Consider the following 26,376-nt stretch of genomic DNA (forward strand, 5'->3'; position numbering starts at 1 on the left):
ATCGTTGACGGCCGGTCTCGCCTCAAGCTCGACTGCCCTGTTTCGAACGACAGGATCGCAGGCAATCATCTTCTCCGGCATTCAGGTCGCCGGAAACTCCTCCTATTTCAAAGTTCACCCGGCGGATTGAGGCTCATTGGTGATCAGGACTGACCTTGAGCAACCTTGGGTTCTCGGTGAGCCGGGTGGACTTCAACGCTTCATTGATCGGCGGCATGCCCGAAACACAGGAAGTGGTGAACTACTGCGCGGATCCCCCGTCATGCCGCCCTCAACCCTTCACGCAGACAACTTGTTTCAGGGTATGCACCACCTCGACCAAGTCCGCCTGGTTGGCCATGACCTGGTCGATGTCCTTGTAGGCACCCGGAATCTCGTCGAGCACTCCCTTGTCCTTGCGACAGATCACCCCTTGGGTCTGAGCCGCCAGATCCGCCGGCGTGAACTGTTTCTCGGCCGCGGTGCGGCTCATCCGGCGCCCGGCGCCATGGGCACAGGAGCAGAAACTCTCGGGATTGCCCTTGCCGCGCACGATGTAGCTGCGCGCGCCCATGCTGCCGGGGATGATGCCGAGATCTCCTTCACGCGCCCGGATCGCACCCTTGCGGGTGACCCAGACGTTCGACCCGAAGTGATGCTCGCGCTCGACGTAGTTGTGATGACAGTTGACGACCTCTTCGGTCACCGAGAAAGCGGGCAGGTGGCGGGCGAGCGCCGCCAGCACCAGAGCCATCATCTGCTCGCGATTCTCCCGCGCATAGGCCTGCGCCCAGGAGACCGCGGACACGTAGTCGTCGAAGTGCTCGGAGCCCTCCGGCAGATAGGCGAGATCGCGATCGGGGAGCTGGATCATCCAGCGCTCCATGTCGCGCCGGGCCAACTCGATGAAGTAATGGCCGATGGCATTGCCGATGCCGCGGCTGCCCGAGTGCAGCATGACCCAGACGCGCCCGGATTCATCGAGGCAGACCTCGATGAAATGATTGCCGCCGCCCAGGGTGCCGATCTGGTTGATCCAGTTGGAGAAGCGCCCGAAGGCCTTGAGCAGCTGCGGGTGCTTCTCGGTCAGCGCGGCGAGCGGTGCGGCGAAGGGCGTGGCCGCTTCGGTCAGCGCGCGCGCGTCGGCGTGCTGGGAACGCCCGACCGGCACATCGCGGCTGATCTGGTCGAAGACCTTCTTCAGCGCCCGCTCGTCGATCTGCTCGGCCCCGAGCGAGGTGCGCGCGGCGGCCATGCCGCAGCCGATATCGACACCCAAGGCAGCCGGGATGATCGCCCGGTCGGTGGCGATGACGCTGCCGATGGTCGCGCCGATGCCGGTGTGCACGTCCGGCATGGCGGCGACATGACGATGGATGAAGGGCAGCTTGGAGAGGTTGACAAGCTGCGTGCGCGAGCGCTCGTCCAGCTCTTCGGTCCACACTTTGACCGGCTTGTCGCCCTCGGTGATGACTTGCTTGATCGTCATGGCTCCTCCTGCCGCGCATTGGGCGGCGCACGATGGCACGGCCGAAAGCGACCATGCCGGACACTGGCGGGGAGGACGCGCTGGAAAGGGACTTTTGATGTCCGGTCTTGCTGCTCCCCGCCGGATCGACTGACGGGGTAAGACCGGTCAGGCGATCAGATTTCGCGCGTCCTTGGCGCTCCGAAACGGCGTTGACCGCTGTCGGAGGGCCGATAGGACGCGCGCATTGGATCGGGTTTGCGGTGTATGCGGAACAGGCAGCCGCCGACAGACCCACACGCCGACCACGAGACGCAGGAGGCGCTCGGTTGGGTCTTGGCGATGAGGTTTGGTTGGCGCACGTGGATGACTCGAAACAAGGTGATCGATGTCTGCCGACCGCATCAGCGGCCCGCGGTTTGACTGCGAAGATGCTACGCTCGATCAAACAGGCCCGCAAGGAGGCTCAAGACCGCAGCTTTGGCACTCAACAAAAAAAGGCCGCTATTCGCGGCCTTTTTCTTTGCTTCCGACAATCGCCTCAGGCGATCTTGATCTCCATCTGCTCACCCGTGTCCGGATCGGTCAGATGCACCGCGCAGGCGATGCAGGGATCGAAGGAGTGGATGGTGCGCAGGATCTCGATCGGCTGCTTCACGTCGAACAACTGGTGGTTGTCCTGCAGCGCGGCCTCGTAGGCGCCGGGCTGGCTGCTTGGGTCGCGGGGGCCGGCGTTCCAGGTCGAGGGGACGACCGCCTGGTAGTTGGCGATCTTGCCGTCCTTGATCACGATCCAGTGACCGAGCGCGCCGCGCGGGGCCTCCATGTAGCCGGCGCCGCGGGCCTCGGCGGGCCAGCTCGAAGGCTCCCAAAGGGTCTCGTTGAAGGTGCGGCTGTCGCCGGCCTTGATGTTGGCGATCAGCTGGTTGTACCAGCCTTGCGCGGTGTCGGTCAGGATCTTGGTCTCCAGGGTCCGGGCCGCGGTGCGTCCGAGCGTGGAGTAAAGCGCACGCACGGGCAGGTCCAGCGTCGTGAGGGTCATCTCGACCAGCTCTTTGGTCTGCTCGTGGCCGCTGGCATAGAGCAGGAGCACGCGGGCGAGCGGGCCGACCTCCATGGCGTGACCCTTCCAGCGCGGGGCCTTCATCCAGGAATAACCGTCGTTCACGTCGAGCTGCATGTAGGGCGGTTTCACGCCGCCGCGCGCGTCGTATTCCAGGTTGGTCTCGCCGTCGTAGGGGTGGAGCCCCTTGTCGTTGCCGCCTGAATACTCGTACCAGGAATGGGCTACGTATTCCTGGATCTGACCGGCGTCGTGCAGGTCGATCTCGTGGATGGTGCTTAGATCGCGATTGAGGATGACGCCGCGCGGGAACAGGAACTGCGCCGGATCCATGGTCCCGGTGGCCGGCAGGTCGCCGTAGCTCATGAAGTTGCCCAGGCCCTCGCCGCGCTCGCCCCAATCCTTGTAGAAGCTCGCGATCGCCAGGGTGTCCGGGACATAGACCTGGTCGACGAAGGTCTGCATGGATTGCAGGATCTGCTGGACCTCGGCGAGACGCTTGGCGTTGATGGCCGAGTCCGAGTCGATGTCGATCGGGGAGGGTACGCCGCCGACGACGAAGTTCGGATGCGGATTCTTGCCGCCGAAGATGGCGTGCAGACGTGCGACATCGCGCTGCCAGGCCAGCGCCTCCAGATAATGCGCAACCGCCATGAGGTTGGCCTCGGGCGGCAGCTTGTAGGCCGGATGGCCCCAGTAGCCGTTGGCGAAGATGCCGAGCTGGCCGGATTCCACGAAGGTCTTGATGCGCTTCTGGGTGTCGGCGAAATAGCCGGGCGAGGACTTGGGCCAACTGCTGATGGATTGGGCCAGATCCGAGGTTGCCTTGGGATCCGCGCTCAGGCAGCTGACCACGTCGACCCAGTCGAGCGCGTGCAGGTGATAGAAGTGCATCACATGGTCATGCACGAACTGCGAGCTGATCATGAGGTTGCGGATCAGCTGGGCGTTGGGCGGCAGCTCGATCTTGAGCGCGTCCTCCACGCTGCGCACGGATGCAATGCCGTGCACCAGGGTGCAGACGCCGCAGATGCGCTGGGCGAAGGCCCAGGCATCGCGCGGGTCGCGGCCCTTCAAGATGGTTTCCAGTCCGCGGACCGAGGTCCCGGAGCTGTAGGCTTGGGCGATGTTCTCCCCGTCCATCTGGGCCTCGATGCGCAGATGGCCCTCGATGCGGGTGACGGGATCGACGACGATGCGTTCGCTCATGTCAGTTCTTCTCCACCAGGTGCTCGGCGATCATCTCGGTGAGACCGACCACCGGGATCTCCATGTTGAATTCCTCCAGACCCTCTTCGAGCTGGGTCCGGCAGGTGGCGCACATGGTGACCATGCGTTCCGGGTTGACCTCCTCGATCTGCGCCTTTTTGCGCTTGAAGGCGGCCATCTTCAGCGGCTCGGCACGCTCGTTGGAGCTCACCCCGCCGCCCGCACCGCAGCACCATTGGAACTTGCCGTGCTCCTTGAGCTCGACGAAGTTCTCGGCGACCAGGTTCATGAGGTTGCGCTGCTGCTGGATGACGCCGCTCTTGCGGGCCAGGTTGCATGGATCGTGCATCGAGAGCCGATCGGTCTCCATCCCTTCGGTCTTGATCCGCCCGGCGGCGCGCAGCTCATCCAAGACCTCGATGATGTGGAAGACCTTGAAGGGATAGGGCCGGCCGATCAGGTTCGGGCCTTCCCAGCGGATCGCCGTGAAGGCGTGCCCGCACTCCGGGCTGATGACCTTCGGCACCTTGAGCTTCTCGGCCGCGGCCACGACACGCTCGACCAACTGGGCAGCGATGTCCTTGTTGCCGATTTGGATGCCGGCGTTGGTCGCCTCGAAGCACTGGGTCGAGAGCGTCCAGGTCACCCCGGCATGGTCGAAGATCTTGGTGATGGCTTCGAGATATTCCGGGAAGTTGATGATCTCCATCGAGGAGAGCAGCACCAGATACTCGGCGCCTTCCTTGTCGACCGGGACCTCGAGTCCGCTGCTGGTCTGCACATGATTGATCTGCACCGCCAGCGTCTTCCATTGCAGGCCCATGGGGCTGCCGGTCTGGATGGCGCGTACCGAGGCGGCGATGAGTCCTTCGGGCGCATGCCCGGCCTGGACCATGCCCTCGCGTGATTTCCGAATCATCAGCGCCAGATCGTTGCCGACCGGGCAGACCATGGAGCAGCGACCGCACATGGAGCAGGAGTCGTAGAGCAGCTCCTCCCATTCGGCCAGCATTTCGTCGGTGACCTTGTGGTTGAGGCCGAACAGCCCCTTGATCTTGCCCCAGAGCGTGAAGTCGGCTTCCCAGACGCGACGCAGCGGCTCCAACTTGAGGATCGGCGTGTATTTGGGATCGCCCGTTTCCAGATAGAAGGGACAGGCTTGGGCACAGATGCCGCAATGCACGCAGCTCGAGAAGAAGGCGGCGACCGGACCGTCGACCTCGGCGCGGAAGGCCGCGAGGCCCCGTTCGAGTGTCAGCTCGCTCATGACTGAACCCCCTTGCGGCCGAATGCGGCCCCGTTGTACCAGCGTGCGATGAAGGTCGTGAAGATGTGTGTCAGCTTGGTGAAGGGCAGCAGGATCAGCATGATCTCGGCCGAGAGGATGTGCATGCCCAGAACCAGCGGATAGGGGTTGACCAGGCGGTAATAGGCCAGCCAGCCGGTGAGCACGACCGCGAAAACCACGGCCCAGACCACATAATCCTCGACCGTGCTGATGCGCTTCTTCACCGGATGCGTCATGCGATGCACCAGGGTGGCGATCAGCGCGACCAGCGTGACGGAGGTCACCAGACTGATCACCGGGTTGGGCAGCGCCGGCCAGGACAGACCAGTCAGGCTCTCGATCAGCGCGATGTGCGGCAGGAAGAGCAGCAGCGCCATCAGGAAGCCGATGTGCCAGACCCAGCCGACCACTACGTTGAAGGGTGCACGCTGGAAGGTGCCCGGATCCGCGACGGTGCGGGTGACCATGGTCCGTAGACCCGGCCCCCACTCACCGGCGCGCGCCTCGGCGAAGTTCTTGGCGCGCCCGAGCATAAAGATCTCGGCGATGCGCACCAGCAGACCGATCGCGAAGATGGCGATCGCGATGTTGAACATCGGACCCTTGGTCCACAGCAGAAACTCCATCGAGCCACTCATAGCTTCGCCTCCAATTCTTCGACCGTGACGGGCTGACGATGGGTGACCGCGGTCTTGGTCTGTTTCTTGGCCAGCGCGGCGACCGCGCCGCCGACAACGGCGCCGGCCGCACCGGCCGCCAGCACGTTCATCCCGGACGCCGAAGTCGGCACCGAAACGGCGTTGTAGAAGCCGCCGGCATCCCAGAACTTCGGCTCGGAGCAGCCCAGGCAGGGATGTCCGGCCTCGACCGGCCAACTGGTGCCGTCGTTCCAGCGCATGGTCGCGCAGGCGTTGTAGGTGGTCGGGCCCTTGCAGCCGAGCTCGTACAGACACCAGCCCAGCCGCGCCCCTTCGTCGTCGAAGGTCTTGGCGAAGAGCCCCTTGTCGTAGAAGGGCCGGCGATAGCAGCGGTCGTGGATCGACTGACCGAAGAAGGCCATCGGACGGTTGTAGGCGTCGAGCTCGGGCAGACGCCCGAAGGTCAGGTAGTGCGCGATGACGCCCGTGATCACCATCGGGATCGGCGGACAGCCCGAGACGTTGATGACCGGCTTGTTCTTGACCAGATCCATCACCGACATGGCGCCGGTGGGATTGGGGTTGGCCGCGGGCAGACCGCCGAAGGTCGCGCAGGTGCCGACCGCGATGACGGCGGCGGCGTTCTCGACCGTCTCCATCAACATGGCGTAGTTGCTGTGACCGGCGACGGTCGAGAAGCCCGGGTTGGAGTCCGGACCCGGGATGGAGCCGTCGACGATGACCAGATACTCGCCGGCATTGGCCGCCATCGCCTGCTCGCGCGCGTGCTCGGCGGCATCGCCGGCCGCAGCCTGCAGGGTGTGGTGATAATCCAGCGAGATGACGTCGAGGATCAGATCCTCGAGCGTCGGGGCATGGCTGCGGGTCAGCGACTCGGTACAGCCGGTGCATTCCTGGAACGACAGCCAGATGACCGACGGGCGCTTGGCCTTTTCCAGCGCCGCGGCGATCGCCGGCGCCATGCTCGGCGGCAGCGCCATCATCGAGGCGGTCGCGGCACAGAACTTCAGGAAGCCGCGGCGCGAGACGCCACGTTCGCGAAGGCTCTCGCCGAGTGTTTTCTCAGTGGGTTTGCGGGCAGCCATAGTCCCTCCTTCAGATGTCAGGACGCGAGAGGCGGGTCGCTCCGGCCCGGATTCAAGCGGGCGTCGAGCGCGGCGATCGCGTCGTTCAGATCCTGCGGCTGCGGACACAGGATCTCGGGAACGGTCGCGATCTCGAGATGCAGGGCGAGGCGATGTGCCTCGGAATTCAGATAGTCCACCAGCCAGACCCCGGCGACGGCGGTCTCCTGGATGCGTGTCGGACCCAGTGCCTCGATAGTGGCCTGGACCTCGCCCGTGCCCAGCACGGACAGCAAATGCTCCAGATCACCCGGTCCGAAGGGCATCGCCTTCAGATCGATCTTGGTGGTCTCCCCGGTACTGATAAGACGCGCCAAGGCGTGGCGGACTTCATGCAGGATGGGCTCGGAGTTGCCGTACCCTTGCGGATGCGAATCGCTCTCGGGCGCAGCCGAGCCGCTTTCGACGATGACGGGGATCTGATCCAGCAACGACATACGACGCACCTCGACTTATCCGCTTGGAATTCTAGGCGCTTTGCCGCCGGCCCGATTTGATGCAGCGCAGCTCATTAGCACGTTAGCGAGATCGAATGATCCAAACCGCGTCCCTGTGGTCCATCCGGGCGTCGGCCGGTGTTCGAACGCTGGCGGATTCCAAGACCCCTGCTGTGACGCGGTTTGGATGAGAAAGACGACGAATCAGATAATTTCCGGGAAGGCATCGACCAACCTGTACGTGTTTCGGTTGTTTTTGACTCGTTGCTAAAACCGCGGCCAGTGCGGTACGCGCTGTTTTTGGATGGGCTCGGCCCCGCCAGACTTGACGGCCGTTGGGGTCTCCGCGGCCTAAGATAAAAAATAAATCATCTTAAACCGTGTCTCCGCTAAGGGTTGTGGATGCATCAAACGTCGAGCTCACTCGACAATGAGCATCTCGCTCCGGACGCGGTTTAAGCCAGCACGCCCTCCATCAGCTGCATGCTGATGCAGTGCAGGCTGCCGCCTTGGCGGATCAGCGGCCGGCAGTCGACGGCCAAGACGGCGCGGTCCGGGAAGAGACGGCCTAAGGTGTCGAGTGCCTCGGCGTCGGCGGGATTGTCGTAGGTCGGGACGAGCACGGCACCGTTGACGAGGAGAAAGTTCGCATAGCCTGCCGGGAGGCGCTCGCCGTCGCTGTCGAGAACGGGTACGGGGGACGGCAAGGGTACGAGACGGTAGGGATTGCCGTGTGGATCGCGCAAGGCCCGAAGCTCCTGCTCCATCGCCTGAAGCTCGGCGAAGTCCGCGTCGCTCGGGTCGGTGCAGCGGGCGTAGCAGAGCGTATCCGGGGCGCAGAAGCGGACCAGGGTGTCGATGTGCCCGTCGGTGTCGTCGCCGCTGATGCCACCGTGCTCAAGCCACAGAAAACGATGGACGCCGAGACGCTCGGCGAGCATCCGCTCGATGGTATCCCGCGTCAGGTCCGGGTTGCGGCGCGGGTCGACCAATGTTCGGGTGACCGCGAGCAGGGTGCCTCGGCCATCGGTCTCGATCGCACCGCCTTCGAGCACCAGGTCGACGGGCTCGAGCGCAGTCTCGCCGAAGATGCCGCTCCCGCGTAGCGTCCCGGTGATGCGGTCGTCGCGATCCGCGGCGAATTTCCCGCCCCAGCCGTTGAAACGGAAATCGAGCAGGAGCGGTTCTCCCGCGTCCGTCCGAACGCCGATCGGTCCGTGATCGCGCGCCCAGGTGTCGTTGCTCGGGGCGATACCGAAACGCTGGCTCTCGGGATCGGCACCGGCGGCTGCGATGCGTGCGCGGACCGTCGCGGCGTGCTCGGCATCCCGACAGACGTTCAGCACCGGCTCGTAGCGCGAGATCAGGGCGGCGAGGTCGGCATAGAGGTGTTCGACCCGATCCAGCTGATCGGCCCAGTCGGTGTCCTCGTGTGGCCAGGTGAGCATGACCCCGCTTTGGGGCTCCCACTCGGCGGGGAATCGGCGCATGGCAGTCCTCTTAAACCGCGCCCGGCGCGGTATGCGATGTTTTTGGATGAGATCGGCCCCGGCAGACGTGACGACCGCTGGAGCTGGTGCGGCTTAAGAATCTAAAAAATATATTATTTTAAACCGCGTCCCCGCTAAGGGCCGTGGATGCAGCAAACGTCGAGCTCACTCGAAAATTTAGCATCTCGCTCTGGGCGCGGTTTAGTTGGGTTGGCGATGCGTCTATTGTATGCCGCGCGCTGGCCTTCACCCCCAGTCGAGTGCTTGCGACCAGAATCGGGTGTCGGCCTCGATCCCGACCCCACCGTCCGCGACACGAACAACCATCCCGTCGATGATCCGCGGCGAGACGCCGTGCGGATGGATGTGCACCTGAACGAACTGATGGCGCGCGAGGGACTCGGCGGTCTCGACGAAGAGCCCACATGCACTGAAATTTATGATTCGGCAGGGAGTCGGGCGGCGCTTGCCGTTCACGGCGAGTGTTGCGGGGATGTCGATCTCGGTTCGATGATGCCATCGGCGCTCCATCCTCTCGAGTCCTCCTCTTGTGATTTCCGACGCGTGATTAGAGATTTACGGGCGCAGTCGGCACGCGAGCGTCAAGCGGACCAGATCGGCGGTCGAGTGGACCTCGAGCTTGCGCATCAGGTTGGCGCGATGCGTCTCGACCGTTCGGACACTGAGGTTGAGCGAGCCGGCAATCGCCTTGTTGGTGCTGCCGTTGACGATCGCCTCGAGCACCTCGCGCTCCTTGGCGGTGAGCTGCTCGAGCCGCTCGGCAATGATCCGAGGGTCGCCGATCTCGGCCCGGAAGCGTTCGTCCGCGGCGAGCGCCTTGCGCACGCGCTGCAGGAGATCCTGGTGATTGACCGGTTTCTGAATGAAATCGACGGCTCCGGACTGCATCGCCTTTACCGCCATCGGCACGTCGGCATGTCCGCTGATCATGATCACGGGCAGGCCGATGCGATGCGTGCGCAGAACCTCGAGCAGCTCGAGCCCGTCCATCTCCGGCATGCGCACATCCAGGACCAGGCAGCCCGGACCCTCGCAACCCGGATCGGCGAGAAATTCGGCCGCCGATCCGAAGACCTCGACCGGCATGGAGACCGATTCGAAGAGCCAGCGCAGCGACTGGCGCACGTCCTCGTCGTCGTCGATCACGAACACGGTCGACTTAGGGCTCATTGCGGGTCTCCGATGGCTGTGTCGGGCCGGCCATCGAGCTTGCGATCGGCCAAAATCGCAGGCGACTTCGCGGGCGACTGGTCGGTCGTATTGACCGGGAGATGGTTGGGCAGCGTGAAGGCAAACACCGCACCGCCCCCGGGATTTGGCTTGGCCCAAATGCGCCCGCCATAGGAGTCGACGATGGTTCGGCACATCGAAAGCCCGAGCCCGGTACCGCCTTCCTTTGTCGTGTAAAAGGGATCGAACAAGCGACTCGGGTCGGTCTGGTCCAGACCGACCCCCCGGTCGCTGACGGCGACCCGCACCTGCTCCGCGCCGGCGCGCTCGATCGTGATGCACAGGCGGCGGAAGGTGGGCGGTACGTCGCGCATCGCCTCCATGCCGTTGATCAGGAGGTTGATCAGGACCTGCTCGATCTCGACCGGATCACCGCTGGCAAAAGGCAAGTCGGCACCGACCCGAATCTCGACCTTCACGGCGTTCGTCCTGATTTCCGGCTCGATCATGCCGACGGCCGCTCGGCTGATGGCCTCCAGGTCGATTGGTCTGGGCGTCGATGCATGCTGCCTGGAAAAATCCCGAATGCGCTCGATGATCCGGCCCGCACGCGAGGCGAGCCTGGAGATCTCGCGCAGGGCAAGACGCAGTGGCTCGACCTCGGTCGGCGCGCTGTCGAGACGCTCGAGTGCCCCGCCGGCATAGGTGCTGATACCCATGAGCGGCTGGGCGACCTCGTGTGCAATGGCGCTCGACATCTCGCCCATGGTGCTGATGCGTCCGACCCTGAAGAGTGCGTGGCGGTGTTTGGACTCGCGCTCTTCGAGCAGCTTGCGGGCGCTGATGTCTTCGATGACGCCAATGGAATAGCTCAGGCATCCGCTCGAATCGCGCACGGGGGCCATCGTGAGGTTGCACCAGATGGTCTGGCCTGATTTGCCGATATGTCGCAACTCGAGGCTTTGCGTTTCGCCTCGGTCTCTGTCCCGGTCATAGGACGTGCCCTCGACAATCCTCGCGATGTACTGCATCAAACCATCGTAATCCTCCGGGTGGACGAGACCGCGACAGGTCCGAGCGAGCAGCTCCTCTTGCGTGTAACCGAGGATGTCGCAAAGCTTGCGGTTGACCCGGAGAAAGAAGCCCTGCGGGTTGCGGTGACAGATGCCGACCGCCGCTTGCTCGAAGGTGGCGCGAAAACGCTCCTCGCTCTCGGTCAGCGCGCGCCGCACCGCGAGGTTGTCGAGGATGTCCGCGAGTCGTCCGGCGAGGGCCCGCACCAGGGTGATGTCGTCCTCGCTCCAGGTGCGTTCGACCCGACACTGATGCAGTCCCAGCAGGGAGGGCCGATCACCCTCGGGGCACACCGCGACGATCAGGCGCGAGCGCGGTGCGAAGCCGCCGCCCAGCATCGGAACCGCACTCGGATCCGGATCCTGCAACGGATCGGATGCGCTCAGGGCCGAGCGGATCAGGCGGCGCAGCGGGTCATCCATCGGGATCGTGCGATCAAACAAAGGTTCGCCCGGGCAGCCCGGAACGGCGGCCTCCGCCAGAATATGGACCTCGGTCGCGTCGGGGGCGCATGGAGACAGCAGCCAGGCGCGATCCGCCCGCAGGAGGTCCTGCACGACCCGCAAGAGTGCGTTCAAGACGGCCTGCGGGTCGAACGCGGCCGTCGCCGCGGCCGACAGTCGCTCGAGTCCGCTGACCAGTCGATGTCGCGACTCCGCCGCGGCTGCTGCGATGTCGCGTTGCCGGCGCTCATGCTCGGCCTGCTTGCGCTCGGTGATGTCCGAGAGAATGACTCGAATCCGCGCCGGGGTGCTCCCGGCCTCGAGCGCGCTTTCGAGCCTCAGGGTTTGCAGCTCCTCGCGGATCGCCGCCGTGTCCGGCCTCAACCGCAGCTCGCAGCTCCTGCACGCCTGCGAGTGTATCGCGTCGGCGACATGGGCCTTCAGGAATCTGCGGTCGTCCGGGGCGATGTAAGTGCTGAGCGCCCGACCGATCAATCGATCTCGCGATTGCCCGAGCAGCTTGGCGCCGGTCAGATTGATGTCTTGGATCCTGCCCGCGGCATTGATCGAGAGGTAGCCGACGGGAGCGAAATCATAGAGGTCCGCATAGCGCTCCCGAGACTCCTCCAAGACCGCACGCACTGCGAGCAGCTCTCGGTTTTGCTGCTCGAGCTCGATCTGATGGACCTGCAGCTCGTGCACGAGGCGGGTCAGCTCGTCCGACCCGCTGCCTGCGCGCTCCAACTCCGCCAAGAGCCGCGTCAGTTGCGCATCGCTCGCTTGGTCGAATCTTGTCATTGGACCGGCACCTCCATTGTGCGGCCGGCGGTTTGGGTTCCGATGCCGGCGTTCGGGGGTACTCTGCTGGACACGTGTCTCGGGCGTCGTTCCGGGGAGTGTCGTTGCGTCACGACTCAGGCGGTCCGCCCCTGTGCGACGCCATCCGCGATCGACCGCCGACTCCCGGCACAGCCCGGGAGTCCGGCGAGAAAGCTCTCCACACAACGTTATTCTAGAAGATTCGAGCCGATCCGTGTCCAGCCGACGAACGGGTGGGGCGGCGATGAGCGGCAGCGGTCGAGTCGGTGCCGAGCAGCGGTCGATTGGGCGAGGACCCGGGATGCTCACATCAAAAAGGGTTTCAGGGTCGCGCTGTCGAGGTCGAGGCCGTAGATTCGGATCTGCTCCACGCCTTTTTCCTTCAGGGCCCGGGCGACCAGAACCAGTGCGGCGATCCCGGAGTCGAAGATCCGGTCGACGCCCGTCAGGTCGAGCGTACAGGCGTCGATGCTGTCGTCCACCGTTTGACCGATCAGCAGCAAGGAAAAGGCGCAGCGCAGATCCAGCGGGCCGTCGATCCGGATTCGCAGGAGGCCATCGTCGACCTCGTAGTCGAGATCTGCGGCAGGCGTTGCGATCCCCGGGACGCGGTTGCCCGTTCGGTCGGCGCCCCGGCGCCCGAGATCGTGGAGTCCACGGATCCTGATGGCCTCATCGCCTCTGCTCTGCAAGGCCGAGGATGCCGTCGGCGCGCGCATCGAGTCGAGTCGTTTCATGGTGGTGCTCTCCTCCCGGTCATTGTCGTTCTTTTCCGCGCCGCGCTTGTGCGGCGGCTTCCTTCCGCGCCGGGGTGCATGTGCGCACCCCGGCGGAACTGCTCCGGTTGCTTTCGAGTCGTTTTCTCAGGCCCAGGTCTTGACGAACCGCATCAGCTCGTCGGGACCGAGCGGTTGGGTATAGAGAAACCCCTGCGCGATCGTGCAGCCGGCTTCTCGCAGGAAATCGGCCTGATTCTGCGTCTCCACACCCTGAGCGATGACGCGCATGCCCAGGGTCTTGCCCAAGGCGAGGATCGCGCCGGCGATCGCCGCGTCGTCGCTGTCTTGCGGAAGTCCGTCGATCAAGGATTTGTCGATCTTCAACTCCCGGATCGGCAGTCGCTTCAGATCCATAAGCGAGGAGGAGACCGCGCCGAAATGGTCGATCGAGAGCTCGATTCCGAGTCCCTTCAACCGGCGAACCGTCTCCAGCGCCGAGGCGGAGTCCGAGACTGGTCCCGTCTCCGTCAGCTCCAGGCTGACCAGCCGTGCATCGAGATCCAGCTCGCGAAGCAGGGCGTCCAAATCGTCGGCAAGCTCCGGCCGCTCGAGTTCCCTTCTGGACAAGTTGATCTTGATGACGGTTCCCTCGTCGAGCCCCTCGGCCTGCCAACGCTTGCGCTGGGTACAGGCGGTACGCAGCACCCAGGCATCGATTCCGCGGATCAGCCCGGTCTCCTCCGCCAGTGCGAGAAACCCATCGGGCGCCAAGCAGCCGAGCACCGGATGGTTCCATCGAATGAGCGCCTCGATGCCGGCGATGCGCCGGGTATCCAGGGCGAGCTGCGGTTGGTAGGCCAGCTCCAGCTCGCCACGCTCGACGGCGAGGGCCAGAGCCGATCTGAGATGGATTCGGTCGAAGGCCTGCGCGGTCATGTCCGCGGCGTAGAAGCGAAAGGTGTTTCGACCGCCCTGCTTGGCGATGTACATCGCCGTATCGGCTTGACGAACCAGGTCTTCCGCCGCGGTGCCGTCGTCCGGACAGACGCTGATGCCGATGCTGACGGTCAGCGCGATCTCGCCTTGCGGGCCGGCGTAGGGGCGGCGCAGCAGCTCGATCAGCTTGCGCGCGACCGCAGCTGCGGGGTCAGGCGAGTCCATCGGGGCAAGCAGCATCAGGAACTCGTCACCGCCTATACGCGCAACCGTGTCGTCCTTGCGGATCTGCTCTCTGAGTCGAGCGGCGACGTCCTTGAGGACCTCGTCGCCGAAGGGGTGTCCGAAGCTGTCGTTGATCAGCTTGAAGCGGTCCAGGTCGATGAACAGGACCGCGAGCCGCTCCCCGGTGCGCTGTGTGCGTGCGATCGCCTGCTCGAGGTGATCGGAGAAGAGGGCGCGATTCGCCAAGCCGGTGAGCGGATCGTGCAGGGCCAGCTGCGAGAGCGACTGCTCGCGCTCCTTGAGCTGCTCGAGCAGGTGTCGCTGCTCGGTGACATCGAGCATCACGGTGAGGCAGATCGCCTCGCCGTCGTCGCCGCGAGCGGGCTCGCTCTCGAGCCTTAGATCGAGGGCGTGCCCGGTGTGGCGCTGTGTCAGCCGGACACCGAGCGTGCGGCGCTCGGCGCTGCGTTGCACAGCCTGGATGTGCGCGTGCAGCGCATAGGCTTGACCGGAATCGAGATGACTCCACAATGGCGTGCCCGTGAGCCGCCCGCGCTCCGTGCCGAGCATCGCTGCGCCGGTCAGGTTGATCTCCCGGATGATGCCGTTGCGATCCAGGGTGCAATAGCCGACGGGTGCCCGGTCGTAGAGTCGGGCATAGCGGTCCCGCGAGATCTCGAGCGCATGCTGCGCGTCTCGAAGCTCGCGGTTTTGCTGGGTCAGCTCGATCTGATGAGTCTTCAAATCGTGCATGAGGCGGTGCAGCTCGTCTTCGCTGCCCGCCTGTCCCCATGACGATTTGCCCGCTGGGTCGAAGTCCTCCCCGCCCCATCTCGGATGTCTCGCCATACGTCTGCTCACGAGTGTCCCGCTGAATCCAATCGTTGCATGGCGTCGGTCCACGACGCTTGGAATCTACCCGGCGGTTCAACCGCATGCCGAGGATTCCGGTGTTGGCGCTTCGCGGTTTTCTATCCCGAGCATTCACCAGGCACAAGTATATGACTGAACTGGCGATTTTTGTATTGTGGCTTCATGCGGGCGGGCTCAGTAGTCTTACTGACCTGCCCCCGGGCGAACTGGGCATCGATCGAGCGTGGCTGCGCGCAATGAGTTGACAGTCCGTTTTGCCCATGTATTGATCTTGCGGTCGACTACAAGGAGTCACCGATGAGCTCTGATCCGCAAGCATCGAGGCCCCCCCCCACGCCGGAGTCTTCCCCCGAGCGTTCGCAAGCGCCCTCCCGCGCCTCCGCGAGCGGCGCCGTCGAGCACGCGGCGCCTGCCGCGTCCACGGGCGGCAAGGGCAGGAGCCCCGCCGACCGAGATGCCGAGCCGGAGAACGGCGTCTTCCCGATCGTCGGGATCGGCGCCTCGGCCGGCGGGCTCGATGCCTTCCGGCGTCTGCTGCACCATCTACCGACGCGTACCGGCATGGCCTTCGTGCTCATCCAGCATCTGGATCCGGCGCATCCGAGCCTCCTGGTCGAACTGCTGGTCGGGGCGACCCGGATGCCGGTGCGAGAGGCCGTGGACGGGGAGTTGGTCGAGCCCGACCATATCTATATCATCCCGCCGAATTGCTCGCTCGGGCTGCATCATCGGCGGCTGCTTGTGTTGGCGCGCAGGGAGGAGCGCGGGCTGCACCTGCCGGTCGACAGCTTTCTGCAAACCCTCGCGGACGACTTGGGGCCCAAGGCCATCGGTGTGGTTCTCTCCGGGACCGGCTCGGATGGAACCCATGGGCTGAAGGCGATCAAGGCGGTCGGCGGAATGACCTTCGCCCAGGACGAGCACAGTGCGGAGCATTTCGGGATGCCGGGCAGCGCGATCGCCGCCGGCTGTGTGGATCTGGTGTTGGCGCCGCCGGAGATGGCGTGCGAGCTTGCGCGCATCGCGCGTCATCCTTATCTCCGCCAACCCGCGCGCGGGATCGCGGAGCTGCCGGGCGGCAATGAGGAGGATCTCGGCAAGATCTTCATGGTGCTGCGCACCCACACCGGAAACGACTTCAGCTTCTACAAGCGCGACACCATCCTGCGGCGGATCAAGCGGCGGATGGCCGTGCATCGGATCGACCGGCTTGCCGAGTACGTGCGGTATCTCCAATCAGAGCCCGAGGAGATCGCGAAACTCTTTGACGACTTGCTGATCAGCGTCACCGGGTTCTTTCGCGAGCCCGAGGCGTTCGACGCCCTGCGCGAGAAGGTCTTTCCGGTCCTCTTCGCGGGGTCGGACGTCGAGCGCCCGGTCCGTGTCTGGGTGCCGGGTTGCGCGACCGGCGAGGAGGCCTATTCGATCGCCATCGCCATGATCGACTATCTGGGAGACCAAGCGACCGGGACACGCATCCAAATCTTCGGCACGGATATCGACGCGAAGGCGATCGAGAAGGCCCGCGCCGGTCTTTTTGCCGAGCCGCTGGTCGCGCATCTGGAACCCGAGCAGCTGAAGCGTTTCTTCGTCAAGGTTGCCGGCGGCTACGAGGTTGCCAAGCCGGTGCGGGATCTGTGTATTTTCGCGGTGCAGAATCTGGTGAAGGATCCGCCCTTCTCCCGGTTGGATCTGGTCTCCTGCCGTAATCTCATGATCTATTTCGGGCCGCCTCTACAAAAGCAGGCCCTGCAGATCTTCCACTATGCCTTGGAGCCGAATCGGTTTTTGATGTTGGGTGCCTCGGAGTCCATCGGGGCACGGGCCGATCTCTTCGCGCTGCTCGACCAAAAGACCAAGATCTATACGAAGAAATCCAACGCGCCCCGGCTCGACCCCGCACTCATGCCGCGCGCGTTTCAATCGCCGGTCGGTGCCCCGGTCCTCCCCGCAGCGGCGGGCGCGAGCGAGCCGATCGATCTGACCGAAGCAACGGATCGGATGATCCTCAAGCTCTACGGGCCGCCGGGCGTGGTGGTGTCGGGCGATCTGGATATCCTGCTGTTCCGTGGCGAGACCGGTCGCTATCTGGATCCGATCCCGGGCACGGCGACCCTGAATCTACTCAAGCTCGCGCGCCGCGAGCTCGCGGTGGAGCTGCGCGCGGCCATGCAAGAGGCGCGTACGAGCGGCACGGCCGTCAGCAAGAGTCGCGTCTGGTATCGGCGCAACGGCATCGATGCTTGGGTCGGTCTGCGGGTGCTGCCGATCGACGACGGCGGGCCGCCCGATCGGCTGTTGGTCTTGTTTGAGGAGACCGCGGCCGCTGAGCCGGGTTCGGTTCCCGCACCGGGCACGACGAGCGAGCCCCCGATGCCTGTGGACGAGCGTATCGTCGGGCTGGAGCGCGAGCTGACCTCCACACGCGATTATCTCCAATCGATCATCACGGAGCAGGAGCGCAACAACGAGCAGCTCAAATCGGCCAACGAAGAGATCCAGTCCGCCAACGAGGAGCTTCAGAGCACGATCGAGGAGCTCGAGACGGCCAAAGAGGAGCTTCAATCGACCAACGAGGAGCTGGCCACCGTCAATTGCGAGCTGGAGAACCGCAACCACGATCTCGCCGAGGCCAACAGCGATCTCGGTAATCTCCTCGTCAGCGTCCATCTCCCGGTGCTGATTCTGGATGCGAACCTGCGTATCCGTCAGTTCACGCCCCAGGCCGGGGGTCTGTTGAACCTGATCGCCTCGGATCGCGGCCGGCCCATCGGCAACATCAAGCCGAATATCGAGATTCCCGATTTGGATACCCGGGTTCAGACGGTCATCGACCAGGTGACGCCCCAGGCGCTGGAGGTTCAGGATAAGGACGGCCACTGGTATTCGGTGCGGATTCGCCCCTACAAGTCCACGGAGAACCGCATCGAGGGCGCGGTGATCGCCTTCGTCGACGTCGACGAGGTCAAGACCTCCGAGGCTCGTCTGCGCCGTGCCTTGGAGCAGGAGCAACGGCTCGTGGCCCTGGTGAAGGACGCCGACGATGCCATTACGATGCAGGGCTTCGACGGTTCCATTCGTGCCTGGAACCAGGCGGCCGAGCGCATCTACGGCTATCGCGAGAGCGATGCCCTGGCGATGCCGATCGAGCGCCTGATTCCGCCCGAGGCGATGGCGCTCTATCGGGAGACGATCGAGCGACTGCAACGAGGCGAGTGCGTCGATCCGTTCGAGAGCACGCGGATGCATGCCGACGGCCGTCGTGTGCCCGTGCAGATCCATCCCATTGCACTGCTGGACACACGCGGAAACCCCTACGCGTTTGCGACGACCGAGCGCCCTGCAAGCACGACCGACACCTAACCGGGTAGAGACAAGCGCAGCGCAGTCCACCAGCGCCGTTGCGGGGCTTGGTGGACTTCGCTCTCGCTCGTCCACATTACCGAGCTACAGGCCGCTTTCCAGGGTCAACCACGCACGCCTCGGTGCGCGGATCAGCCAGCTCGTCCAGCTTCCCCCGCCCGACACAGCGCCTGCAGGCGATCGAGCTCGACCTCGTCGAAGCCGGCTTCGCGACGGGCCGGGAGGTTGAGCGGACAGCGGATCTCGGCGCGCATGTACTCGCGCAGCAGATCGAAATAGAGCGGGCCGGGGTCGAGGCTGCGCTCTTCGCTCAGCCGCTTGAACCAACGCGAGCCGACGGCGACGTGGCCGACCTCCTCGCGCAGGATGACACCCAGGCAAGCCGCCGTTTCCGGGTCGCCGGCCGCCTCGAAGCGCGCGATCATCCCCGGCGTCACGTCCAGCCCACGCGCCTCCAGCACGCGCGGGACCAAGGCCATGCGCACGAGCGGGTCGTGGGCGGTCGTGCGCGCCATCTCCCAGAGACCGTCGTGGGCGGGGAAATCGCCGTAGTCGTAGCCCAGATCCCGAAGACGGTTGCGCATGAGGCCGAAATGCTCCGCCTCCTCGGCCGCGACTTGGATCCAATCGGCATAAAAGGCCATCGGCATCTCGCGGAAGCGCTGTACCGCGTCCCAGGCGAGGTTGATGGCGTTGAACTCGATATGGGCGACGGCGTGGATCATGGCGGCCCGGCCCTCGCGGCTCTTGAGCTTGCGCGCCTTGAGCGCACGCGGCGGAACCAGCTCGGGCCGCTCCGGACGACCGGGCAGTTCCCTAACCGGGGCCGCGCCGGCAGCATCCGCATGCAGGCACCCGGCTTGCCATTGCTCGGCGGCCGCTTGCGTCGCGGCCTGCTTGCGGGCCGGATCCGGCTCGCCGAGACAGGCGGCTGCCGTATCGAAGAGGTTGCCCTGCATTTGCGTCATCCGCGCCACCCCAGGATCAGATCCATCACGTTGGTTCCCGTCGGTCCGGTGCGGATCAGGTCGCCGCTCGCCTCGAGCAGTGTGCCCGAATCGGCGCGATTCAGCCCCTGTGCGGCGTCGAGTCCGGCGTCTTGGATGCGTTCCAGCGTGGCACCGTCGATCAAGGCCCCTGCGTCGTCCGTCGGGCCATCGGTCCCGTCGGTCCCCGCGCTCAACAAGACGGCATCGGCGTGACCGGAAAGCTCGATCGCCGCCGCCAGGGCCAGGTGTTGATTGCGACCGCCTCGCCCCGGCGCATCCGGCAGACGCAGCGTCGTTTCCCCGCCCGCGATCGCAAGACCCGGCGAACCGGCAAGCAAAGCACGCGCCAAACGTCGACCCGCGAGCGCGGCATCGCCCTCGACCGGCTGCGAATCGACCCGAATCGCGAGACCCGCACGGCGCCCCGCCTCGGCCGCGGCGGCCTTAGCGGTTTCCAGGGTCGCGACAAGCTCGATCTGCGGACCGCGCGTCGGCAAAGGTCCCCGCTCAACCAGGCCGCGCTCGACCCACCCGGAAAGCCAGGTCGGCAGATCGAGCCCCGCAACCCCCTCGGCCAGACCGACCTCGGGAACCAACAGTCCGGAGCCGATCACGCCCGGATCATCCCCCGGCACGTCCGAGATCGCCAACACACGGGTCGGCCGGTCGCCGAGTGGGCTCAGCAGCCCTCCGCCTTTGATCCGAGACACCGACTTGCGCACCCGATTCACCGCGTCGATGGGCAGTCCGCTGCCGAGCAGCCATTGGCTCATGCGCCGCAGATCGGCGAGATCCAGTCCGGCGATCGGCACCTCCACCAGACTCGAGGCCCCGCCGGAGACGAGGAAGAGCACCTGGGTCTGCGACGGCAACGCGCCGAGCGCGAAGATCAAGCGCCGACCGGCCTCCAGACTTCCCGCGTCCGGGATGGGATGACCGCCGAGCAGGCTCTCCATCCCAAGCCCGGCCAGGGCGGTGTGATCCAGATGACCGGGTTTGGTGATCAGTAGGCCGCCGACAACGCGCGGGCCCAAGACATCGCAGGCGCCCAGCGCCATGGACTGCGCGGCCTTGCCGATTGCACAGATCCACACGGAGCCGCCGCCCAAGGGTCGCGCGGCGAGCGCCTGCGCGACGACCGAACGCCCCTCCACCGCGCGCAGTGCCGCGGCAAAGACCTCAAGCAACAGATGACGCGCGAAGGCGGTGTCAGCCATCGAGACCGACCCGAGCGACGGGTTGGAAAACGGCAAGCCAAGTCTTCAAATTGACATTCGTCAATGCCATCCACAGAAAAGACATGTCTAACTGTCGGCGAGAAACGAAACCGGCAGCCAGGAAAGGGACATAGACGGCCGAAGCCCGAGAACAAAAAAGGACCCTCCACTGAATCCTATTCGAACGAGTCCAATCCATGAAGCTGTGCCCGAAATGCAATCGTTCCCCGTTGCCCTTCGTCATGGTCTTGCTGATCTCCAGTGTACTGGCCTTCATCACCTGGCTGGTGCTGGGCCTCTCCCAGGTCGAGCCCACCATCAGAGTGGCGGCCGGGGCGGCCGTGTTCCTCGCCGTCGGCGGAACCCTGCTGCACTACGTCATCAGTTGTCTCAAGCGCCACTGCCGGCACGACCGGGAACGTGAACGGATCCACGGCCAGACCTTCAGCCGACCCGCGTAACGCGATCCCGCAGATAGACGGGGGCCGCCAGCTCGGGCGGCACCGCATGCCCCGCAGCAAGCTCCGCGGCTCCGAGGACGGCCAGATCGCGAGCCTCGCAGATCGTCTCGCCGGCATAGGCGTTCGGGGACACGCGGGTGCGCGCGGCAAGCTCGGCGCCGTAGACAGACCAGCCCGGCCCGACACCGAACCATCCCTCGCCGTCGGGTGACTCGACCGCCTCCGGTGGACAGACGCGCTCTTCGCAGCGGGCCACGGCTAAGCCGCGTTCATCGATCTCGAAACATCCCCAGTAGACCTCGCCCATCCGCGCATCCAGAGCCACCAGGAGACGGCGTTCGCCGCTGCGCCGAAACTCTCCTTGCGCGATCGCGGCCAAGGTCGAGACCGGCACGAGCGGCAACCCGGCGCCGAAGGCGGCTCCCTGCGCGACAGCGACCGCGATCCGCACACCCGTGAAGGATCCGGGACCGCGCGCGAAGGCGATCGCGTCCAGCGCATCCAGACGCGTTCCGGCGTCGTCCAGCACCTGCTGCATCATGCCCAGAATCAGCTCGCCGTGCCGACGCGGGGCGGTCTCGAGCACTTGCTCGATCCGCTCGCCCGAGAGCAGTGCCGCCGAGCAGGCGTCGCCCGAGGTATCGATCGCGAGGAGAGTCGTCATGAGGGAGAAGGGCAATAGATGCAGCCAAGGGATCCTTGGTTGCGATTCTATACGGAGTCGGCGCCGAGCTGCGGATATCCGATTTTTGAACCGTTCCTAAAAAGGGGACGGGCGAACAGCCCGGCCTCGATCGGAGGTCTCCGACAGGCGCGCCGAGTCGAGCATGCGGACAAAATCCAACGGCGGGAACAAGACCCAACCGCGAAAATCCGGGCTCAAGGGCCCGGCGCATTCGCACGGCGGGGCATCGTCGGCGAGATCCACCAGCCACAATCCACGCTGACCGGACAGGCCGAACGGAGTCTCCAAGCGGGTTTCGACCGCCCAGCTGCTCAATCCGCTCATGCGATCCTGAATCGCGTTCACGAAGACCTGCGCGATCAGTCCGAGCAGAAGGATCTCCTTGTATCTCAGCTCGATCGACCTGATGCCTTGATACCCGACAACAGGATAGGCGTCCCGCGAAGCGTCAACCGATCGAGGATACCTAGTGCTCACGACCAGCCGCACCGACAGGGCATGGAGATCACGCCAGGATCCCGCGGGAAGCGGGATCTGCAAGCGCGCGGCATGTCGTATCTGGTATTGAAAGAAATGAAAAAGGTTGCGGACAGCCCACCCGCTCAGATCGGCATCGGGAGCACGTTGGCGGTTTGCGGTCAGCTCGATGGCCGCCGCGAGATTGCGGAACATCAATCGATAGAGACGCCCCTCGAACACCGACCCGGATCCCATCGGGCGCTCGCCCGTCTCCTCCCCGACGTGAGCACCAGTATGCTCGCATGACGCCAGCAAGGGTGCCTTCCAGGCGCGCAGGAACCGCAATCGTGCGGCGGCGTCCAGGTCGCTCGTCAGCAACGCTTGCAGCATCTCGATCAGCTTGGCGGGGGTAATCCGGTCCCCGACCGACGGGACGGCGGCAAGCAGGCCGCTCGCCGACCCGAGACTGCCGGACGAAGCAGGCTCCCCGATCGGGATGGATAAGGTCAGGCCCGTCGGCAAGCCGGGTGCGGGTCGAGCAGAGGTCTGAAGGGTCATCATGCCAAATCCGCGGGTCGATGACGAACCGCCGCGGGCCTATCCATCGACAGGTCCGCGGATACCCCATCCCCTGGAGCAAGTCCGTACGCTGAGCAGGATCCTTTGACTGAATGCTAGCCCCGGCGGGGTGCCTCGAACTGCCGACCGCTCCGCAGATTCAAAACGACGACCGATCAGCTGTCGAACCCTTTGAGGATCGCCCGGGTCTCGTCCGCCGCGATCCGCGGGCCGATGCAGGTCACCAGTTTTGCCGAGGCCGCGGAGGCCAGATTGCCCGCCCGCGCGAAGTCCCAGCCCTGGCTGAGCCCGTAGATGAAGGCGCCGGCGAACATGTCCCCGGCACCGACCGTATCCACGGCCTTGACCTTGATCGGTGCAATCTCGATCAAGCCTTCGCCGTCCCAGACCAAGGCACCTTCAGGCCCGCGCGTGATGGCGAATGTGCGGCTGATGGTCTTCAGATACTCCACCGCGACACCGAGATCCTCGCTGCCGGCCATGCCCATCGCCTCGAACTCGTTGGCGAACAGCAGATCCACCCCCGAGCCGATCATCTGGAGCAGTCCGGACTTGAAAAATTTCACCATGTTGGGATCGGACAGCGAGATCGCGGTCTTCACCCCGGCCGCGTCGGCGATTCCCTTCGCGGCGATGGACGCCTCGCGGGCCGCATCCGATGTCACCAGATAGCCCTCGGTGTAGAACCATTCCGACTCGCGCAGCGCCTCCTCGACCAGCTCGTTGGTGGAGAGGGCGCCGCTCACCCCCAGGAAGGTGCACATGGTCCGGTCGCTGTCGGGGGTGACCAGGACGACGCAGCGCCCGGTGTGGCCTTCGGCCTTACGGGTGTGGTTGTTGGTGTCCACACCGCCGCGGACCAGATCATCCATGTAGAAATGGCCGAGCTCGTCGTCCGCCACCTTGCAGGAGTAGAACGCCTTGCCGCCGAGCTGACTGAGCGCGATGACCGAATTCGCGGCCGATCCGCCCGACCCGCGCTGGGGTTGGTGATGTTTGAGATGCGACATGATCGCTGCTTGTTGCACCTCGTCGACCAGGGTCATGACACCCTTGTCGATCCCCAGGATGCCGAGATCCGCCGCATCCACCTCGTATTCCATATCCACCAGCGCGTTGCCGATGCCGTAGACCTGATATTTCGCCATGAATCCCTCGTCTCCTCATCGAAAAGGCGTCAGTGTATACCGAGTGCGCGATGGGTCCAGAACCGGCCGCCGCGCTCGCGCCATGCCCAAGGGCCCGCAACTGTGCCGTCCGGCCCGAGCCGCAGCTCGACCGCGCCGACCAGACCCGTGTCCAGTGCGGGGATACCGCGCGCCGAGACCCGCTCGCGCACCTCGGCGACGGGAAAGCCGAAATGGTTGGCATAGCCGGAGGCGAAGAGGACCAGTCCGGGCGAGACCGCGTCCAGAAAATCGGGATGGGTCGAGGTTGCGCTGCCGTGGTGACCGGCGACCAGCACATCGCTCACGAGCGCATCTCCCCGTTCACGGGCCAGACGGCGTTCGACCCTCGCCTGGATATCGCCGGTCAGGAGGATGGAGCGATCCCCGGTTTCGACACGCAGCACGCAGGAGGCGTCGTTGCCCCGGAACCCCGCATCGGACGGATGGAGGAACCGAAAGGACACGCCGGACCAGTCCCAACCATCGCCTGCTCGGCAAGGCTCGGCGCCCGGCGGATCCAGATCTCCCGGCTCTCCGCTGTCGATGCGATCGATCGGAATACGTTCGGCCAAACCGGCCAGACCACCGGCGTGATCGCGGTCGGCATGACTGACGACCAGACGTTCGATCCGACGCACCCCGTGGGCCGCCAGAAAGGGCGCGACCACCGCGCTGCCCGTATCGAACCCGCTCGGAAAGCCGGGGCCGGTGTCGTAGACGAGCGTGCCCTCGCGGGTACGGACCACGGCGGACAGGCCAAGCCCGACGTCCAGCAGGGTAAACCAAGCCTCGCCGTAGCCCGGCCGGGGCGTTCCCAGAACGAACATCGGGACGACGAGCAGCAGACCCAGCCAGCGCCCCGGCAACCCGCGCGGCGCGAGCATCAGCACCGCCCCCGCACCCGCGGCCAGCCAGACCCAGAGCGGACGCTCGGGCAGCGCCATCGCGGCCCAAGGCAAGGCGGCAATCCAGGCGAGCCCGTCCAGACACCACCCGAGCAGATGCGCCGTCCACTGCAAGGGCCACCAGGGGACCGAGCCGAGTCCGGGGATCAGGCTCAGCAGACTCGTCGTCAGGACCAGCGGCAGCAGGATCAAACTGAAGAGCGGCACGGCGACCAGATTCACCGGCGGCGCGATGAGCGAAGCCCGCCCGAAGAGCAGGAACAAGAGCGGCAGCAGACCGATCCCGACCGCCCATTGGGCCCGACCCCAGCGCGTCCAGAGATCGCGGCTCGGCAGCCGTTGCCCGAGGCTGAACACGAGCACTGCCACGGCGCCGAATGACAGCCAGAATCCGGGCGACAGCACCGCCCCCGGATCGACCAGCAGCACACCGACCAAGGCCAGCACGAGCGCGTGGTAGGGCCGCAGCGTCCGCTGCCAGAGAAGCGCCGCGAAGACCACCGCGATCATTACAAGCGCACGCTGGGTCGAGACCGCGAAGCCCGCCAGTCCCGCATAGCCGAGTGCGGCGATCATCCCGCCGATCGCCGCCGCGCGCGGCGCTGCCAACGCGACCGTGAGGCGAGCACTGCGCGACCACAGCCAACGTACCAGAAAGAAGACCGCACCGGCGATCAGGCCGACATGCAGCCCGGAGATGGCGACCAGATGATTGGTTCCGGTGCGCATCATGACCTCCCAGTCGTCCTGATCGAATCCGGAGCGATCACCGATCACCAGTGCCTGTACCAGAGGCAAGGCCGGTGCGCCGTCCAAGACTTGGGCAAGATGCTCGGACAGGCCCTGGCGCCGACGATCGAGCCAGTAGCGGCCGGCACCCGCATCGAGCCGCTGCGGCGGCTCGCCTCGGCGCAGGTTGCCCGTCGCCTTGACACCCTGCTCGAACAGCCAGCGCTCGAAGTCGAAGGTGCCCGGGTTGGCGAGACCGTGCCGGGGCTTGAGCCGCACGGGCAGGCGCCATTGCTCCCCGGCGCGCAAAGGCGGCGCACCCTCGTACCAGGAGAGCCGGACCAGGCCGGTGAAGGGGATGGGCTCGCCCTCGTGCCGGGCCTGCTCCACCTCGAACAGGAATCGCCGAGCGAGACCCGAATCGGTCGGGATCGAGGCAATGCGCCCTTCCACGACGAGAGGCGCACGGGCCAGATCATCCGGAAAGGGCGCACAAAGCAGGAGGCAGGCGTGCCACTGCGCCCAGAATGCGCCGAGCAGCAGCCAGAAGGGCAGTCGCAGCAGGCGCCAGCGCCACGCGGCGATCGCCAAACCAACGGTGACGAAGCCGGTGGGGGCAAGCGGCGGCAGCCACGGCAGCAGGTAAACGACGGCGACGCCGGAGGCGAATGCGAGACCGGCGCCAGTCGTATTCCGGGTCATCGTCGGGGCACCGCGAGGGGTTCGTGACCGCCGTTGCACGGCCGGTGCCGATCCCGACAACGCGGATCACTGCATCTGTCCATGACTGCTATATACTCCGCGGCCTATTCCTCTGGCGTAA

20 protein-coding genes are annotated in these 26,376 nt (G+C 65.3%); 2 read left to right on the plus strand and 18 right to left on the minus strand.

Features of this window, described 5'->3' with window-relative positions; genetic code table 11:
- Positions 1 to 271: 271 nt before the first annotated feature.
- From BLV04_RS02445 to BLV04_RS02500, 12 genes are all read right to left on the minus strand, one after another.
- The gene (locus BLV04_RS02445; RefSeq protein WP_093027717.1) at positions 272 to 1,468 is read right to left on the minus strand and encodes an RtcB family protein; all 1,197 of its coding nucleotides are present in this window, start codon (positions 1,466 to 1,468) and stop codon (positions 272 to 274) included.
- 520 nt (positions 1,469 to 1,988) lie between these two features.
- Positions 1,989 to 3,719, minus strand: a complete 1,731-nt coding sequence (locus BLV04_RS02450) for a nickel-dependent hydrogenase large subunit (RefSeq protein WP_093027719.1) — start codon at positions 3,717 to 3,719, stop codon at positions 1,989 to 1,991.
- Position 3,720: 1 nt separating this feature from the next.
- Complete coding sequence (locus BLV04_RS02455) at positions 3,721 to 4,986, minus strand: (Fe-S)-binding protein (protein WP_093027721.1); 1,266 nt, start codon at positions 4,984 to 4,986, stop codon at positions 3,721 to 3,723.
- Positions 4,983 to 5,645 carry a hypothetical protein gene (locus BLV04_RS02460; RefSeq protein ID WP_093027723.1) on the minus strand — a complete coding sequence of 221 codons (663 nt, stop codon included), beginning with the start codon at positions 5,643 to 5,645 and terminating at the stop codon, positions 4,983 to 4,985. The genes BLV04_RS02455 and BLV04_RS02460 overlap by 4 nt, the downstream gene beginning before the upstream one ends.
- Positions 5,642 to 6,751 carry a hydrogenase small subunit gene (locus BLV04_RS02465; RefSeq protein WP_093027725.1) on the minus strand — a complete coding sequence of 370 codons (1,110 nt, stop codon included), beginning with the start codon at positions 6,749 to 6,751 and terminating at the stop codon, positions 5,642 to 5,644. Before BLV04_RS02465 ends, BLV04_RS02460 begins: the two co-directional genes overlap by 4 nt.
- Before the next feature lie 17 nt (positions 6,752 to 6,768).
- Entirely contained in the window at positions 6,769 to 7,227 is a 459-nt protein-coding gene (locus BLV04_RS02470) for a hydrogenase expression/formation protein (protein WP_093027727.1), read from the minus strand.
- Positions 7,228 to 7,682: 455 nt separating this feature from the next.
- Entirely contained in the window at positions 7,683 to 8,717 is a 1,035-nt protein-coding gene (locus BLV04_RS02475; protein ID WP_093027729.1) for an agmatine deiminase family protein, read from the minus strand.
- Between the two features lie 246 nt (positions 8,718 to 8,963).
- On the minus strand, positions 8,964 to 9,248 hold the full coding sequence (locus tag BLV04_RS02480; protein WP_093027731.1) for a PilZ domain-containing protein: 285 nt from the start codon (positions 9,246 to 9,248) through the stop codon (positions 8,964 to 8,966).
- Positions 9,249 to 9,293: 45 nt separating this feature from the next.
- Positions 9,294 to 9,908 (minus strand): response regulator transcription factor, encoded by a 615-nt coding sequence (locus BLV04_RS02485; RefSeq protein WP_093027733.1) that lies wholly within the window; start codon positions 9,906 to 9,908, stop codon positions 9,294 to 9,296.
- On the minus strand, positions 9,905 to 12,223 hold the full coding sequence (locus BLV04_RS02490; RefSeq protein ID WP_093027735.1) for a PAS domain S-box protein: 2,319 nt from the start codon (positions 12,221 to 12,223) through the stop codon (positions 9,905 to 9,907). Before BLV04_RS02490 ends, BLV04_RS02485 begins: the two co-directional genes overlap by 4 nt.
- A gap of 326 nt (positions 12,224 to 12,549) precedes the next feature.
- Complete coding sequence (locus BLV04_RS02495) at positions 12,550 to 12,981, minus strand: STAS domain-containing protein (RefSeq protein WP_093027737.1); 432 nt, start codon at positions 12,979 to 12,981, stop codon at positions 12,550 to 12,552.
- 126 nt (positions 12,982 to 13,107) lie between these two features.
- Complete coding sequence (locus BLV04_RS02500) at positions 13,108 to 14,877, minus strand: putative bifunctional diguanylate cyclase/phosphodiesterase (protein WP_175534455.1); 1,770 nt, start codon at positions 14,875 to 14,877, stop codon at positions 13,108 to 13,110.
- Between the two features lie 417 nt (positions 14,878 to 15,294).
- Between BLV04_RS02500 and BLV04_RS02505 the strand changes: the two genes are divergently transcribed.
- Entirely contained in the window at positions 15,295 to 18,360 is a 3,066-nt protein-coding gene (locus BLV04_RS02505; RefSeq protein ID WP_093027741.1) for a chemotaxis protein CheB, read from the plus strand.
- Positions 18,361 to 18,491: 131 nt separating this feature from the next.
- On the opposite strand, the gene BLV04_RS02510 is transcribed toward BLV04_RS02505, so the two are convergent.
- Both BLV04_RS02510 and BLV04_RS02515 read right to left on the minus strand, forming a co-directional pair.
- Positions 18,492 to 19,328 (minus strand): ferritin-like domain-containing protein, encoded by an 837-nt coding sequence (locus BLV04_RS02510; protein ID WP_093027889.1) that lies wholly within the window; start codon positions 19,326 to 19,328, stop codon positions 18,492 to 18,494.
- A complete protein-coding gene (locus BLV04_RS02515; RefSeq protein WP_093027891.1) occupies positions 19,325 to 20,566 on the minus strand; it encodes a glycerate kinase type-2 family protein in 1,242 nt (413 codons plus the stop codon). Before BLV04_RS02515 ends, BLV04_RS02510 begins: the two co-directional genes overlap by 4 nt.
- 197 nt (positions 20,567 to 20,763) lie before the next feature.
- On the opposite strand from BLV04_RS02515, the gene BLV04_RS02520 reads away from it, so the two are divergent.
- Positions 20,764 to 21,027, plus strand: a complete 264-nt coding sequence (locus BLV04_RS02520; protein ID WP_093027743.1) for a hypothetical protein — start codon at positions 20,764 to 20,766, stop codon at positions 21,025 to 21,027.
- Here the strand turns inward: BLV04_RS02520 and tsaB are convergent.
- From tsaB to BLV04_RS02540, 4 genes are all read right to left on the minus strand, one after another.
- On the minus strand, positions 21,011 to 21,691 hold the full coding sequence (gene tsaB / locus BLV04_RS02525; protein WP_093027745.1) for a tRNA (adenosine(37)-N6)-threonylcarbamoyltransferase complex dimerization subunit type 1 TsaB: 681 nt from the start codon (positions 21,689 to 21,691) through the stop codon (positions 21,011 to 21,013). The genes BLV04_RS02520 and tsaB overlap by 17 nt on opposite strands.
- A gap of 96 nt (positions 21,692 to 21,787) precedes the next feature.
- Positions 21,788 to 22,732 carry a cyclic-di-GMP receptor FimW-related protein gene (locus BLV04_RS02530; protein WP_093027747.1) on the minus strand — a complete coding sequence of 315 codons (945 nt, stop codon included), beginning with the start codon at positions 22,730 to 22,732 and terminating at the stop codon, positions 21,788 to 21,790.
- 173 nt (positions 22,733 to 22,905) lie between these two features.
- Positions 22,906 to 23,898 carry an adenosine kinase gene (locus BLV04_RS02535; protein ID WP_093027749.1) on the minus strand — a complete coding sequence of 331 codons (993 nt, stop codon included), beginning with the start codon at positions 23,896 to 23,898 and terminating at the stop codon, positions 22,906 to 22,908.
- Between the two features lie 29 nt (positions 23,899 to 23,927).
- The gene (locus BLV04_RS02540; RefSeq protein ID WP_093027751.1) at positions 23,928 to 26,255 is read right to left on the minus strand and encodes a DNA internalization-related competence protein ComEC/Rec2; all 2,328 of its coding nucleotides are present in this window, start codon (positions 26,253 to 26,255) and stop codon (positions 23,928 to 23,930) included.
- Between the last annotated feature and the right edge of the window lie 121 nt (positions 26,256 to 26,376).

Origin of the sequence: Thiocapsa roseopersicina, from assembly GCF_900106925.1 — a bacterium.
Lineage (GTDB): Bacteria > Pseudomonadota > Gammaproteobacteria > Chromatiales > Chromatiaceae > Thiocapsa > Thiocapsa roseopersicina.

Coding starts and splice junctions, on each gene's coding strand:
- BLV04_RS02490 (WP_093027735.1), bottom strand. CDS start 12,223: ATGACAAGATTCGACCAAGCGAGCGATGCGCAACTGACGCGGCTCTTG.
- BLV04_RS02485 (WP_093027733.1), bottom strand. CDS start 9,908: ATGAGCCCTAAGTCGACCGTGTTCGTGATCGACGACGACGAGGACGTG.
- BLV04_RS02535 (WP_093027749.1), bottom strand. CDS start 23,898: ATGGCGAAATATCAGGTCTACGGCATCGGCAACGCGCTGGTGGATATG.
- BLV04_RS02515 (WP_093027891.1), bottom strand. CDS start 20,566: ATGGCTGACACCGCCTTCGCGCGTCATCTGTTGCTTGAGGTCTTTGCC.
- BLV04_RS02455 (WP_093027721.1), bottom strand. CDS start 4,986: ATGAGCGAGCTGACACTCGAACGGGGCCTCGCGGCCTTCCGCGCCGAG.
- BLV04_RS02540 (WP_093027751.1), bottom strand. CDS start 26,255: ATGACCCGGAATACGACTGGCGCCGGTCTCGCATTCGCCTCCGGCGTC.
- BLV04_RS02505 (WP_093027741.1), top strand. CDS start 15,295: ATGAGCTCTGATCCGCAAGCATCGAGGCCCCCCCCCACGCCGGAGTCT.
- tsaB (WP_093027745.1), bottom strand. CDS start 21,691: ATGACGACTCTCCTCGCGATCGATACCTCGGGCGACGCCTGCTCGGCG.
- BLV04_RS02500 (WP_175534455.1), bottom strand. CDS start 14,877: ATGCACGATTTGAAGACTCATCAGATCGAGCTGACCCAGCAAAACCGC.
- BLV04_RS02520 (WP_093027743.1), top strand. CDS start 20,764: ATGAAGCTGTGCCCGAAATGCAATCGTTCCCCGTTGCCCTTCGTCATG.
- BLV04_RS02445 (WP_093027717.1), bottom strand. CDS start 1,468: ATGACGATCAAGCAAGTCATCACCGAGGGCGACAAGCCGGTCAAAGTG.
- BLV04_RS02475 (WP_093027729.1), bottom strand. CDS start 8,717: ATGCGCCGATTCCCCGCCGAGTGGGAGCCCCAAAGCGGGGTCATGCTC.
- BLV04_RS02460 (WP_093027723.1), bottom strand. CDS start 5,645: ATGAGTGGCTCGATGGAGTTTCTGCTGTGGACCAAGGGTCCGATGTTC.
- BLV04_RS02530 (WP_093027747.1), bottom strand. CDS start 22,732: ATGATGACCCTTCAGACCTCTGCTCGACCCGCACCCGGCTTGCCGACG.
- BLV04_RS02480 (WP_093027731.1), bottom strand. CDS start 9,248: ATGGAGCGCCGATGGCATCATCGAACCGAGATCGACATCCCCGCAACA.
- BLV04_RS02470 (WP_093027727.1), bottom strand. CDS start 7,227: ATGTCGTTGCTGGATCAGATCCCCGTCATCGTCGAAAGCGGCTCGGCT.
- BLV04_RS02495 (WP_093027737.1), bottom strand. CDS start 12,981: ATGAAACGACTCGACTCGATGCGCGCGCCGACGGCATCCTCGGCCTTG.
- BLV04_RS02510 (WP_093027889.1), bottom strand. CDS start 19,328: ATGACGCAAATGCAGGGCAACCTCTTCGATACGGCAGCCGCCTGTCTC.
- BLV04_RS02465 (WP_093027725.1), bottom strand. CDS start 6,751: ATGGCTGCCCGCAAACCCACTGAGAAAACACTCGGCGAGAGCCTTCGC.
- BLV04_RS02450 (WP_093027719.1), bottom strand. CDS start 3,719: ATGAGCGAACGCATCGTCGTCGATCCCGTCACCCGCATCGAGGGCCAT.